General features: G+C 55.7%; 12 protein-coding genes and 1 tRNA gene. 8 read left to right on the top strand and 5 right to left on the bottom strand.

The genetic code is table 11. From position 1 onward, the window contains the following. Positions 1–22: 22 nt before the first annotated feature. Complete coding sequence (locus HMPREF9098_RS06645) at positions 23–310, top strand: chorismate mutase (protein WP_003783160.1); 288 nt, start codon at positions 23–25, stop codon at positions 308–310. A gap of 54 nt (positions 311–364) precedes the next feature. Here the strand turns inward: HMPREF9098_RS06645 and HMPREF9098_RS06640 are convergent, their stop codons facing one another. From HMPREF9098_RS06640 to HMPREF9098_RS06630, 3 genes are all read right to left on the bottom strand, one after another. Then, positions 365–757: a hypothetical protein gene (locus HMPREF9098_RS06640; protein ID WP_003783158.1), complete on the bottom strand. Its 393-nt coding sequence runs from the start codon at positions 755–757 to the stop codon at positions 365–367. 91 nt (positions 758–848) lie between these two features. Beyond that, positions 849–1,226, bottom strand: a complete 378-nt coding sequence (locus HMPREF9098_RS06635) for a hypothetical protein (RefSeq protein WP_040564332.1) — start codon at positions 1,224–1,226, stop codon at positions 849–851. A 183-nt stretch (positions 1,227–1,409) separates the two neighbouring features. Then, positions 1,410–1,494, bottom strand: a tRNA-Leu gene (locus HMPREF9098_RS06630). A 261-nt stretch (positions 1,495–1,755) separates the two neighbouring features. On the opposite strand from HMPREF9098_RS06630, the gene rimP reads away from it, so the two are divergent. The 4 genes from rimP (at position 1,756) to HMPREF9098_RS06610 (ending at position 7,335) form a co-directional block, all read left to right on the top strand. Next, positions 1,756–2,193 (top strand): ribosome maturation factor RimP, encoded by a 438-nt coding sequence (rimP, locus tag HMPREF9098_RS06625; protein WP_003783153.1) that lies wholly within the window; start codon positions 1,756–1,758, stop codon positions 2,191–2,193. 106 nt (positions 2,194–2,299) lie between these two features. Next, positions 2,300–3,799, top strand: coding sequence for a transcription termination factor NusA (nusA, locus tag HMPREF9098_RS12095; protein ID WP_003783151.1), 1,500 nt, complete (start codon positions 2,300–2,302; stop codon positions 3,797–3,799). 9 nt (positions 3,800–3,808) lie between these two features. Further along, positions 3,809–6,529: a translation initiation factor IF-2 gene (gene infB, locus HMPREF9098_RS12090; protein ID WP_003783149.1), complete on the top strand. Its 2,721-nt coding sequence runs from the start codon at positions 3,809–3,811 to the stop codon at positions 6,527–6,529. 122 nt (positions 6,530–6,651) lie between these two features. Next, positions 6,652–7,335, top strand: a complete 684-nt coding sequence (locus HMPREF9098_RS06610; RefSeq protein ID WP_003783148.1) for a hypothetical protein — start codon at positions 6,652–6,654, stop codon at positions 7,333–7,335. Between the two features lie 292 nt (positions 7,336–7,627). Here the strand turns inward: HMPREF9098_RS06610 and HMPREF9098_RS06605 are convergent, their stop codons facing one another. Together HMPREF9098_RS06605 and glmS are read right to left on the bottom strand one after the other, a co-directional pair. Continuing rightward, positions 7,628–8,224 carry a hypothetical protein gene (locus tag HMPREF9098_RS06605; RefSeq protein ID WP_003783145.1) on the bottom strand — a complete coding sequence of 199 codons (597 nt, stop codon included), beginning with the start codon at positions 8,222–8,224 and terminating at the stop codon, positions 7,628–7,630. A 410-nt stretch (positions 8,225–8,634) separates the two neighbouring features. Beyond that, positions 8,635–10,479 (bottom strand): glutamine--fructose-6-phosphate transaminase (isomerizing), encoded by a 1,845-nt coding sequence (gene glmS, locus HMPREF9098_RS06600; RefSeq protein ID WP_003783141.1) that lies wholly within the window; start codon positions 10,477–10,479, stop codon positions 8,635–8,637. Between the two features lie 152 nt (positions 10,480–10,631). Here glmS and HMPREF9098_RS06595 point away from each other — a divergent pair, with 152 nt between their 5' ends. The 3 genes from HMPREF9098_RS06595 (at position 10,632) to waaA (ending at position 13,229) form a co-directional block, all read left to right on the top strand. Continuing rightward, complete coding sequence (locus tag HMPREF9098_RS06595; RefSeq protein ID WP_003783139.1) at positions 10,632–11,075, top strand: DciA family protein; 444 nt, start codon at positions 10,632–10,634, stop codon at positions 11,073–11,075. Between the two features lie 166 nt (positions 11,076–11,241). Next, positions 11,242–11,883, top strand: a complete 642-nt coding sequence (gene azu / locus HMPREF9098_RS06590) for an azurin (RefSeq protein ID WP_040564331.1) — start codon at positions 11,242–11,244, stop codon at positions 11,881–11,883. A 77-nt stretch (positions 11,884–11,960) separates the two neighbouring features. Continuing rightward, on the top strand, positions 11,961–13,229 hold the full coding sequence (gene waaA, locus HMPREF9098_RS06585) for a lipid IV(A) 3-deoxy-D-manno-octulosonic acid transferase (RefSeq protein ID WP_003783132.1): 1,269 nt from the start codon (positions 11,961–11,963) through the stop codon (positions 13,227–13,229). The last annotated feature ends 76 nt before the right edge of the window (positions 13,230–13,305 follow it).

Raw genomic sequence — 13,305 nt, 5'->3', positions numbered from 1 at the left:
GACTATATTAGGAGACCGAATCATGTTACCGCAAACCCTCACCGAAGTCCGCCAAGCCATAGACGGCTTGGATGCCGAACTCATTGCGCTGCTCGCCAAAAGGCAGGCGTTGGTGGAACAGGCGGGGCGGCTCAAACCGCGCGGCGATGCGCAAGCCGTGGCCGCGCCCGACCGCGTTGCCCAAGTGATTGCCGCCCGCCGAGAACAGGCCGCCGCCGCAGGGCTGTCGCCCGATGTGGCCGAAGCCGTGTGGCAGGCGATGATTGCCGCGTTTATCCGCTTGGAAACCGAAATCAATCGGGCGGAATGAAAAAGTGCAGGCTGCTTTCGGTGCGGCGGAAAGCCGTTTCAGGCAGCCTGCGGTTTATCGGGCGGCAGGGGTAATGCCGTAGCGGCGCATGAGTTGGTGCATATTGCCTTGGACGGCGGCGCAGTGGCGGGCAGGGTCGGCCGCATAAGGCGCGGTTATCCGTGCGCGCAATGCACCGGCTTCCTGCACGGTCAGCGTGCCGCGGCAGCTGGCCAAGGGTTCTTGCGTGGGGGCTCGGCGGGCAAACTCGAAAAAAGGCCGCCGCTGTTGTTCGCCGCGAACGCAGTAGTCGGCATAGACGGCCACTTCGAGTACAGGTGCCAAGCTTTCAAGGCATTGCTGCTTTCCGGTTTGGGGCGCGCGGTTTGCCTGTTGCGGTGCGGAAGTGGTGCCGCAGGCGGCGAGCATGAGTGCGGCAAGCGTGAGGGTCAGCGTTTTGAATGGCATGGGATTATCCTTTGGTGGGCTACAAAAAATGCAGGCTGCTTGGAAACGCATTGTTGATTTGCGGCGTTTCAGGCAGCCTGCACGGTTTTATTTAGCGGCTGTATCGCTGTGCGGCACGTTGAACATCCTGACGGACGGCGACGCAGACGTTTTCGCCTTCTTTTACATGGCTCATCATCGTTCTGGCGGCGGATTCTATGTCGCGGTCAGAGACTTGATTGCGGCAGGCTGGCTGAGCGAATCTGGCCTCGGCAGCGGCAGCGGCGGCGGCAAAGCGACGGGATTGGCGGCTTGGGCAGTGTTTGTTGTAGGTTTGGAGCAGGGAAGCGTCCATAACGTAGCCCAAACATTCGGCTTTCATAGACGAACCGGCGCTGCTGGGTGCCGATTGCGCATGTTGCGGTGCGGACGTGCCGCAGGCAGTGAGTGCAAGAGTGGCAAGCGTGAATGCTAATGTTTTGAGTTTCATCGTTTTTCCTTTTCCTTTGGTTGGACGGGTCAATCAAAGCAGCCTGCACATGCCGTTGCGGCAGATTTGATTATATGGAAGTGTACCACAGCAGGCCTGTCGGCGTGTTGCAAATGACGGATTTTTGAGCGCCCTGCCATGAAAAAACCCGAATCCATGAAAACGGATTCGGGTTTTGGAATTTGGTGCCCAGGGTCGGACTCGAACCGACACACCTTGCGGCGGGGGATTTTGAGTCCCCTGCGTCTACCAATTTCGCCACCTGGGCGGTAAGCGGAAAATGGAATTATACGAATATCGCCGATATTGTAAAGCATTTTATTGGTGGAAACGTATTTCCTATTGTTTCTAAACGAAAAAATATTTTATACCTATGACGGACTTCCAAAATCGGAAATAAATATCGGGAAAATCTTTGCTTTCCAATCAATACAATAGTATAATTGCCGCAAAATTTTTCAATCCCAACGAAAAATGACCCAAGCGGTCATTTTTTTGTTTTTATTAAAACCGAAAATTAAGCGAGAACATGGATTTACAGCAGATTTTAGAAACCACGCTGCCCGGCATGGGTTACGAGCTGGTGGATGTCGAGCTGACGGCGCAAGGCATTTTGCGCGTGTTTATCGACAAGGAAGGCGGCATCACCGTGGAAGACTGTGCCACCGTCAGCAACCATTTGAGCCGCGTGTTCATGGTGGAAGACGTGGACTATAAACATTTGGAAATTTCCAGCCCGGGGCTGGATAGGCCGCTGAAAAAAGCCGCCGATTTCGTGCGTTTTACCGGCAGCATGGTGAAATTGAAAACGCGCCTGCCGGTGGACGGGCAGAAAAACTTCATCGGGCGCATCGAGTCGTTTGACGAAGCGGCGCAAACCATTGTGCTGGCGTTTGACGGCAAAACGGCGCAGATTGAATTGTCGAACGTGGACAAGGCGCGCATCAAACCCGAATTTAAATTTTAATGCGCCGCACAGACGCATTCCGAATCAACGGCAGGTGTGTTTTTGAAACCGAAAAGCAGCCTGCACCCGTTATCGAAAGAAACAGAAAAAGCAAGGAGCATTGCAAATGAGTCGTGAAATTTTGGCATTGGTAGAGGCTTTGGCAAGCGAGAAAAACGTTGAGCCCGATGTGGTGTTTGAAGCGTTGGAAGTGGCGCTGGGCATTGCCGCCAAGAAAAAGGCCGACCGCGAACACATGAACCTGGAAGTGCGCATCAACCGTGACACGGGCGAATACCGCACCGTGCGCAAATGGCTGATTGTGGAGGATTTGGACTATACCTATCCCGAACTGGAAAAAACCATCGAGCAGATTCAGGAAGAAATCCCCGGTATCGACATCAACGTGGGCGATTATTTTGAAGAAGACATTCCGAACGAAGCCTTCGGCCGCCAAGCCGCGCAAACCGCAAAACAAATTATTTTGCAGCGTATCCGCGATGCCGAACGCGAGCAGATTCTGAATGCGTTTTTGGCCACGCGCGAAGACATCGTGGTCGGCACGGTGAAACGCGTCGAGCGGCACGGCATTGTGGTGGAACTGGCACCGAAACTGGATGCGCTGATTCCGCGCGACCAAATGCTGCCGCGCGAAAACTATCGCGGCGGCGACAAAATCCGCGCCCTGTTTTTGCGCGTGGAAGAATTTAACGGCGGCCGCAAGCAAATCCTGTTGAGCCGCACATCCGGCGAATTCCTGCGCAAACTGTTCGAGCAGGAAGTGCCCGAAATTGCAGACGGCCTGCTGGACATCCGCGAAGTGGCGCGCGACCCTGGCCAACGCGCCAAAATCGCCGTGAAATCCAACGACCAGCGCATCGACCCGCAAGGAACGTGCATCGGCGTGCGCGGTTCGCGCGTGAACGCGGTGAGCAACGAATTGAGCGGCGAGCGCATCGATGTGGTGCTGTGGTCGGACGATACGGCCGATTTTGTGATTAACGCGCTTTCGCCCGCACAGGTGAGCCGCATTGTGATTGACGAAGAAAAAAATGCGGTCGATGTGATTGTGACCGAAGACCAGCTGGCATTGGCCATCGGTCGCGGTGGCCAGAACGTGCGCCTGGCGGCGGAGCTGACCGGCCTGCAACTGAACATTATGACGGTGCAGGAAGCAGAGCAGCGCAGCGAAGAAGAAGCCGCCGCATTGCGCGAACTGTTCACATCACAGCTGGGCGCGGACGAAACCGTTGCCCAAGCCTTGGTGGATGCGGAATTCACCAGCATTGAAGAAGTGGCGTTCGTGCCGATGTCGGATTTGACCGATATTGAAGAAATCGATGACGAACTGGCGGAAACCCTGCGGGCGAAAGCACGCGATGTGCTGCTGCAGACGGAATTGGCCGCCGAAGAAAAACTGAACAGCGTGGCGGACGATTTGCGCGAATTGGAAGGCGTGGACGACGATATGCTGCGCGATTTGGTCGATGCGAACATCACCAACCGCGAAGATTTGGCCGAGTTGTCGATTGACGAATTGATTGAAATTACGGGTGTGAGCCATGAAGAAGCGGAACAGGTGATTATGGCCGCGCGCGCCCATTGGTTTGCCCAAGACGCAGAATAAGGAGACGATATGAGTCAAAACAAAAAACCTGCTGTCGCGATAAAAGGCGGCAAAAAAATCAAATTATCCCGTGAAGAAATGATGGCGCAACTGTTGGCCGACAAAGCCGGTCAAACCGCCGAACAAAAGCAGCCTGCACCCGAAAAGCAGCCTGCACCTGCCGTTGAAGCCGCACCGGAAGTGTCGGCTGCAGATGCGGAGCGCGCAGCAAAACTTGCCGCCGCACAAGCCGAAGCAGAACGCGTGAAAGCTGGCGGCAAAACCGCCAAAGCCGAAAAAGCCGCACCTGCCGAAGCGAAAGCAGAAACCGCAGAAGCTGTGTCGAAACCGGCGGCGGAAGCCGAAAAGCAGCCTGCACAAGACAGCGATGAATCGGCCGAAGGCGGAAAACGCAAACGCGGCGGCAAAACCAAAGCAAAAGCCAAAGCTGACGAACCGCTGCCCACACCTGTTGAAGTGGTGAACGCCGAAGAAGCCGCACGCCGTGCTGAAGAAGCCGACCGTGCCGCCAAAATGCGCGAAGCCCAAGAAGCCCTGGCGCGCGAGAAACAAGAACGCGCCGAACGCCAGGCGCGCCGCGAAGCCGCCAAAGCGCAGGCTGCCGAAGAAGCCCGCCTGGCCGCCGCGGCCAAAAAAGACGGCAAAGACGGCAAAGGCGTGCGCACCGCCAAGCCGAGCGAAGAAAAATTGGCGCAAAAAGCCCAAGAAAACAAACTGGCGAAAACCGCCGGCAGCAAGCCTGCCGCCGCCAAACCGGCAGGCGAGAGCAGCGACAATCCTTCCAGCGGCAGCCGCAAAAAAGACGACCGCCGCCACAGCCGCGACGATGACGACAACCGCAGCAGCCGCAACGGCAAAAAAGGCAAAGATGCGCGCGGCGGACGCGGCGACGACGAACGCATGCGCGGCGGCAAAAAAGGCAAAAAACTCAAACTCGAGCCGAACCAGCACGGTTTCCAAGCGCCGACCGAACCCGTGGTGCACGAAGTCTTGGTGCCCGAAACCATTACCGTGGCCGATTTGGCGCACAAAATGGCCGTGAAAGGCGTGGAAGTCGTCAAAGCCCTGATGAAAATGGGCATGATGGTAACCATCAACCAGTCGCTCGACCAAGACACCGCGCTTTTGGTGGTGGAAGAAATGGGGCACATCGGCAAACCTGCCGCGATTGACGACCCCGATGCCTTCTTGGACGAAGCGCAGCCGGTCAATGCCGAACTGCTGCCGCGTCCGCCTGTTGTAACCGTGATGGGCCACGTGGACCACGGTAAAACCTCGCTGCTGGACTACATCCGCCGCAGTAAAGTGGTGGCGGGCGAAGCTGGCGGTATCACGCAGCACATCGGCGCGTACCATGTGGAAACGCCCAAAGGCGTGGTAACGTTCTTGGACACGCCGGGCCACGAAGCGTTTACCGCTATGCGTGCACGCGGCGCACAGGCCACCGACATCGTGATTCTGGTGGTGGCCGCCGACGACGGCGTGATGCCGCAAACCGTGGAAGCGATTGCCCACGCCAAAGCCGCCGGCGTGCCGATGGTGGTGGCTGTGAACAAAATCGATAAGGACGCGGCCAATCCGGAACGCATCCGCCAAGAGCTGACCCAGCACGAAGTGGTGTGCGACGAATGGGGCGGCGATGTGCAGTTTGTCGATGTGTCCGCCAAACAAGGTTTGAATATCGACAAACTTCTAGAAGCCGTGCTGCTGGAAGCCGAAGTGCTGGAACTGAAAGCCCCTGTGGACGCGCCAGCCAAAGGCATTATCGTGGAAGCCCGTCTAGACAAAGGACGCGGCGCGGTGGCGACCCTGCTGGTGCAAAGCGGCACGCTGAAAAAAGGCGATATGCTCTTGGCCGGCACGGCGTTCGGTAAAGTGCGCGCCATGTTGGATGAAAACGGCAAAGCCATTGACGAAGCCGGCCCGTCCATCCCTGTGGAAATCTTGGGTTTGTCAGACGTGCCGAACGCAGGCGAAGACGCGCTGGTGTTGGCAGACGAGAAAAAAGCCCGCGAAGTGGCGCTGTTCCGCCAAGGCAAATACCGCGACGTGCGCCTGGCCAAACAGCAGGCGGCCAAGCTGGAAAACATGTTCAACAACATGGGCGAAAATGCCGCGCAAAACCTGTCGGTCATCATCAAGGCAGACGTTCAGGGTTCTTACGAAGCCCTTGCAGGCAGCCTGCAAAAACTGTCCACCGACGAAGTAAAAGTGAACGTGCTTCACAGCGGCGTGGGCGGCATTTCCGAGAGCGACGTGAACTTGGCCATTGCCTCCGGCGCGCTGATTATCGGCTTTAACGTCCGTGCAGACAGCGCGGCGCGCAAATTGGCTGAAAACGAAGACGTGGAAATCCGCTACTACAACATCATCTACGATGCGATTGACGATGTGAAAGCCGCCATGAGCGGTATGCTCTCGCCCGAAGAGAAAGAACAGGTTACCGGCAGCGTGGAAATCCGCCAAGTCATTACCGTGTCCAAAGTCGGCAATATTGCAGGCTGCATGGTGACCGACGGCGTGGTGAAACGCGACAGCCACGTGCGCGTTATCCGCAACAACGTGGTGGTGCACACCGGCGAACTGTCATCGCTCAAACGCTTCAAAGACGACGTGAAAGAAGTCCGCATGGGCTTCGAGTGCGGCCTGATGATTAAAGGCTACGACGACATCGCCGAAGGCGACGTGCTCGAATGCTTCGACGTGGTGGAAGTGGCGCGCACACTGTAAGCCTGCGTGAAATTTCGAAGAAGCGAAGAAGGCAGCCTGCACTTGGCATGATGAAAGTGCAGGCTGCTTTTTTGAAATAAAATTTTGATGTGAACCGTTTTCAGCTTGCAGGCAGCCTTAATATGTCAAATAACCATGAAACAAAAGAAGCATCTGCGTTTAAACAAATCATTATTGTTTTATCCATCTTTGCCATTATCCTAGTAGCCTGTGTCATTGCCTCATACTTAACGTTTGGCTATGTGGAACATTTGCGGAACAAACGCCGTGAACACGAGTTTTACCAGAACCCGGCATTGGCGCACAGCGAAACGGTCAGGTTGGAAAATTTTTCCATCATTTTTCTTGTGAAATGCACAGGTATCCCGCATCCGATCTACCCTATCGCATATGTCCATACCAAAAGGGACGACAATAACCTGCTGCTGCCCGACAGCATGACAGACGATGTCCGCGACAGGCTCGGCATTCCGACTTGCCGGATGTTGGGGAAGTATGCCGCACTCAAAATTGACTGGGCGCGGTTGGAGAAATTTCACGACCAATACTTCGTGCTTGAATTGCATGGAAAGAACCTGCAAGGTGAACCGCTCCATCTGCATTTCCCGCCGCCCAACATGCAGGAAAAAGCCGTTGCATACGGGAAGATACCTACGGGACTTGCCGCGATTTTTGAAATGGCACTGTGGCTGTTACTGACGTTTGTAATAACGATTGTGCTATATTTTTTCTTGATCGTCGCCGTCATGATTATTGCCGCTATACCGGTGAAAATTTATACCAAAATAAAACAGCGGATACGATAGCAGTTGTCCGTCAGACCGGCAAACCTGATGTTTTCGGTTTTTCAGGCTGTTTTTTTACGGATTATCCGCACGGTAATGGCAAAAATGGCGATATGGCGGATTAAATCCGACAAACTCGTATTACCGCCGCAAAAGGTTGAACCGCCGCGCTATCCTGCACTGAAGAATCTGGATTTTTGCCAAAGTTTCAGAAAGCCTGAAATGGAGATATGGCAAAAGCAGCCTGCACTTGGTTTTCCGAAAGTGCAGGCTGCTTTTCCTTCTTCAACCGTTCAGTCGTTAAATAGATTGATTACAAATCCGGCACGATATTCAGAAACAGCTGGCATATCTCCGGCAGGCTGTGTTTGCCGTCCAAAGCGGCGGCAGGCGGTTCGGGCAGCGGATATTCCTCTGTAATGCTTGTGCTCTGACGGTTGGTAAAATGCGTTTTTGTGATTTGCAGCGCTTGCTTGTCCTCATCGTATTCCAGCATTTGGCTATCGTGGCTGTAGGGCAGCATCGGGTTGTCGCTGTCATATTCCGGCATAGGCTTATCATCCAATAAAGGCGGATAGCAGGTCATCGAAGCGATGCGCGGCCGTCCGTTTTCAACACGCAGGGTGATGTCGGCAAAATTGTTGTTTTCCGTGTGGCTGTGGACGGAGAACGAGCCGTATAGCGCGTTCAGCTTGGCCACGGTAACATTTGCGGGGAGAAAGTCGCGGATGTGCAGCAGGGTTCTGCGCGACTGTTTTTGGGCAACGGTCAGCGAATAGCCTTGAGAATGGCGTTTCAATACCGCTTGAGCGGGGATATTGTCGGGCTGAAAATCGACGGTTTCGACAGGCGCGGCATACGAATGCACGGCAAGCAGCAGAGTGGCGGATAGGGCGATGAAAAGTTTCATATCCAATTTCCTGAATGGTTCGGGTACGGCGAATTGTACGCAAAAAACAGGGTGCAGGCTGCTTTTTGATGTGTTTCCGCCAGCTATTCCCCATTACATCATGAGAGAAAGTAAATCCGAACGGCGGCAGCAAATTCAAAGGCAGAGCATGGCGTATCGCCGCCATACCCACTCTTTGGGCTGCTGCCCGCCCGCAAGTTGGCAAGCAACCCGAAAAGCCCTCACCCCAGCCCTCTCCCACGGGAGAGGGAGCAGGTTGCCGCCGTGCCATAGTTCGCCGCATCAGCCGCATAGCATAACGCATAAAAAGCAGCCTGCACCCCACTCATGCGCTGAATCTGAAAAAGCAGCCTGCACATTGAAAAACCAAGTGCAGGCTGCTTTTTTATCGGCAAACTATCGTCAAGCTGTTATTCCACCGTAACCGATTTGGCCAGATTGCGCGGTTTGTCCACGTCCGTACCGCGAGCCAAAGCCGCGTGGTACGACAAAAGCTGCACCGGAATCGTATGCACAATCGGCGAAAGCGTGCCGACGTGGCGCGGCGTGCGGATGACGTGGATTTTGTCCGAGCCTCCTTCGTATTCGCTGTCCAAATCGGTAAACACGAACAGCTCGCCGCCGCGTGCGGACACTTCCTGCATATTCGCCTTCACTTTGTCCAGCAGGCCGTCTTTCGGCGCAATCACCACAATCGGCATATTTTCGTCCACCAGCGCGAGCGGCCCGTGTTTCAGTTCGCCGGCCGGATAGGCTTCCGCATGGATATAGGTGATTTCCTTCAATTTCAACGCGCCTTCCAATGCAATCGGGTAATGGATGCCGCGTCCCAAAAAGAGCGCGCTGGATTTTTTGGCAAATTTCTGCGCCCACGCGGCGATTTGCGGTTCCAGATTCAGTGCGTGCTGAATGCTGCCCGAAAGTTCGCGCAATTCCTGCGCGTACATCGCCGTGCGCTCATCCGATACTTGGCCGCGCAAACGCCCCAGCGTTACCGCCAAGCCGAACAGCACCACCAGCTGCGTGGTGAACGCTTTGGTCGAAGCCACGCCGATTTCCGCGCCCGCACGCGTGTAAAGCACCAATTCGCTGGCGCGGGGCAGGGCGGATTCCATCACGTTGCAAATGGACAGGCTGTGCTTGTGTCCCAGCGATTGCGCGTGTTTCAGGGCTTCCATCGTGTCCAGCGTTTCGCCGGATTGCGAAATGGTGATGATGAGCTGTTTCGGGTTGGCAATCACGTCGCGGTAGCGGTATTCGCTGGCGATTTCCACGTCGCACGGAATGCGGGCAATGCCTTCCAGCCAATATTTGCCGGTGAGCGCGGCGTAATACGATGTGCCGCACGCCAGAATTTTGATGCTGTCGATATCATCAAATACGGCTTTGGCGTTCGCGCCAAAATTTTCGGCAATGAAGCCGCCGTATAAAAACACTTCGGCAGTGTCGGCCACGGCGCGCGGCTGTTCGTGGATTTCCTTTTGCATGAAGTGGTTATACGCGCCCAGTTCCAATGATGCCAGCGACAATTCGGAATTTTTCACCGCGCGGGTGGCCGGTTTGCCGGATTTGTCCGTCAGCTTCACAAAGCCGTTCGCGTCCAGCAGGGCGATGTCGCCGTCTTCCAAATAACTGATTTTGCGCGTGAAGGCAATCACGGCGGAAACGTCGGACGCGATAAATGTTTCGCCTTCGCCCAATGCCACCAAAAGCGGGCAGCCCATGCGCGCCACCACCATATGTTCCGCATCGTCCTGCGCCATCACGGCAATGGCGTATGCGCCGTGGAAACGGGTGCAGGCTGCCTGCACTGCGGCAAACAAATCGCCGCCGTTGCGGTCGTATTCGTGGCGCACGCTGTGGGAAATGACTTCCGTGTCGGTTTGCGATTCGAATTCGTAGCCCAGCCCAATCAAACGGGCGCGTTCGGCTTCAAAGTTTTCGATAATGCCGTTGTGCACCACGGCGATTTTGCCGCCGGAAATATGCGGGTGCGCGTTCGGCTCGGTCACGCCGCCGTGGGTGGCCCAGCGCGTGTGCCCGATGCCCAGTTGCCCGAACACGCCTTTTTCCTTGGCGGCGGCCTCCATATTGGCCACGCGCCCGATACGGCGCACGCGTTTTACCTTGCCTTCGGACAATACGGCAATGCCCGATGAGTCATAACCCCGATATTCCAACCGTTTCAAGCCTTCGGTGAGAAAATCGACTACATTGTGATTGGCGCTGCGAATGGCGCCGACGATACCGCACATAAACTGTTCCTTAGTATCTGATTGAACGGAAACAGGCCGTTTGACTCTCAAAAGCAGCCTGCACTTTGAAAACGCCGCATTATAGCAGCAATCCGCCGCGGCAAAATCCAATTGGGTATATAATCCGCCAACCCAATCCCCGCAGAGAACCGATGGAACTGATTCCGAACTGCCGCCAAAGCAAAGACCGCGCATTTAACAGCGAACTGCACAATTTGGTGCGCTTGTCCCAGTATTTCAACGAATTGGACCGGCGGCTCAAATCGTGGCTGCCGGCCAATTTGCACGCGCATTTCCATGTGTCGTGCATCGAGCAGCAAACGCTGGTGTTGCACGCCGATATGCCCGCCATGGCGTCGCGCCTGAAAATGATGCTGCCTGCACTGCTGCCGAAAATTCAGGAAATCAATCCGCATATCCGCCAAATCCAAGTGTATCTGCAACCGCGCAACATTGCGCCGAAAGCGCCCGTCAGCCGCCCGTCCGACCCGCAAGTGGCGCAAATGCTGGAACAGACGGCGCAGAAAGTGGCGGCATCGCCCAAGCTGTCGCAGGCATTGCAGCGGCTCGCGCAGCATTTGTCCGAACCCGAATAAGTGTTTACAAGATTTTACTGTCTATTGACACGAAACAATGTGCCAAGTATTATGCGCGCAGCATAACTGCGTTTATGAAACGCATGACCTATTTTGGCCGACCAGATATCTGATGTGTTTTGTAAATCTTTTTTTGTTTTAACTCTCCATCCGAGGAAATTGAATTATGAAAATGTATCTGTCTTTAATCGCGGCTGCCGCTTTGTCTTTGTCTGCTTGCGATTCAAAACCTGCTGCTCCTGCTGCTTCTTCTACTCCGGCTGCTGCATCTGAAGCCGCTCCTGCTTCTGAGGCTGCACCTGCTTCCGAAGCTGCGCCTGCATCTGAAGCTGCACCTGCCGCTTCCGAAGCTGCTCCGGCTGCACCTGCATCTGAAGCTGCTCCTGCCGAGAAAACTGCCGACGCTGCACCTGCTGCCAGCGGCGATTGCAAAGCCACTATCGACAGCGACGATGCAATGAAATACGATCCTAAAGAAATCACTGTGCCTTCAAGCTGCAAACAGTTCAGCATCACATTGAAACACAACGGTAAAATGCCTGCCGCTGCAATGGGTCACAACGTAGTTATCGCGAAAACTGCCGACAAAGACGGCGTTTTGGCTGACGGTGCTGCGGCAAAAATCGAAAACAACTTCGTGAAACCTAACGATGAGCGCGTAGTTGCACACACCAAACTGATTGGTGGCGGTCAAGAAGACACTCTGACTTTCGACGTGTCTAAATTGGCAGCTGGCGAAGCATACGAATACTTCTGCTCATTCCCAGGCCACTATGCAATGATGAACGGTAAATTGACTGTTAAATAATCATTGATTGCTGTATAAAAGCAGCCTGCACTTTGGTTTTCAGAGTGCAGGCTGCTTTTTTGCGAGGGTTCTGGACAATGCTTTCTTGGTTTTATCAAATTTTGTGGCAGATTGCGCCGCCGGTCATCCGTTATTATCTGCGCCGCCGCGCCCAAAAGAACCCTGCTTATGCGGAGCATTGGGCGGAACGGTTCGGGCAGCCGCATCCTTCGCCCGTTACCGACGCGGTTTGGCTGCACGCCGTGTCGGTGGGGGAAACACGCGCCGCGCAGCCGCTGATTGCCGCATTGCGCCGCCGTTTCCCCGATGCACCGCTGCTCATCACGCAAATGACGCCCACGGGCAGGGCAACGGCGCAAGCGCTCTATCCCGACGCGCAATGCCGCTATTTACCGTATGACCGCCGCGATTGGGTGGCGCAATTCCTGCGCGAGCACCGCCCCTTGTTCGGCGTGGTGATGGAAACCGAATTGTGGGCGAACCTGCTGAACGAAGCTCATCGGCAAAAGATTCCGATGTTTGTCGCCAATGCGCGGCTGTCGGAAAAATCGGCGCGCGGCTACCGGCGGATTGACGCGCTTATCCGCCCCGCGCTGCAAACCCTTGCAGGCTGCCTGGCGCAAACCGATGAAGACGCGGAACGGCTGCGGCAACTGGGCGCGGCGAATGTTTCGGTGTGCGGCAACAGCAAATACGACATTGCGCCGCCGGAAGACAAAATCGAGCTGGCGGCGCAATGGCGGCGGCAGTTGGGGCGGCGGCGCGTGTTTGTGGCAGCCAGCACGCGCGAAAAAGACGGCACGGACGAGGCGCATGAAATCGTGCGGGCATGGCGGCAGCACGGTTGCGCCGATGATTTGCTGGTGTTGGTGCCGCGGCATCCCGAGCGTTTCGGTGTGGCGGCGGAATGCGCGCAATCGCTGGGTTTGACGGTGCAGAAGCGCAGCAGCGGTGAAGCGGTTGCCCCCGGCACGCAGGTGTGGGTGGGCGACAGCATGGGCGAGATGTTCGCGTATTATGCGCTGGCGGACGCGGTGTTTGTGGGCGGCAGTTTGGTCGATACGGGCTGCCAGAACATTATCGAGCCGATGTCGTGCGGCAAGCCGGTGCTGTTCGGCACTTCTGTGTACAATTTTCAGGCAGCCTGCACGGGATCGCTGGCCTTTGGTGCGGCGCGGCAGATTGCGTCTGCCGACGAGCTGGTGCAAACGGTGTACCGCTGGTGGCAGAATCCCGAAGAAGCGGTGGCTTTGGCGCAGCGTGCCGTGCAGTTTGTGGCGCAGCACAAGGGCGCGAGTGAGCGCATGGCACAGCGGATTGAAGACGGCGTGAAGCGGAAGGGCTGATTGGGGCGATGTGCAGGCTGCTTTGTTCGGCGGCAAAGCGCAGTGTCTGCCATGTTTGAATACGCATCCGCACCCT

Origin of the sequence: Kingella denitrificans ATCC 33394 (assembly GCF_000190695.1) — a bacterium.
Lineage (GTDB): Bacteria > Pseudomonadota > Gammaproteobacteria > Burkholderiales > Neisseriaceae > Kingella_A > Kingella_A denitrificans.
The sequence above is the reverse complement of the archived record's forward strand: the minus strand, read 5'-3'. Positions and strand labels throughout refer to the sequence as shown.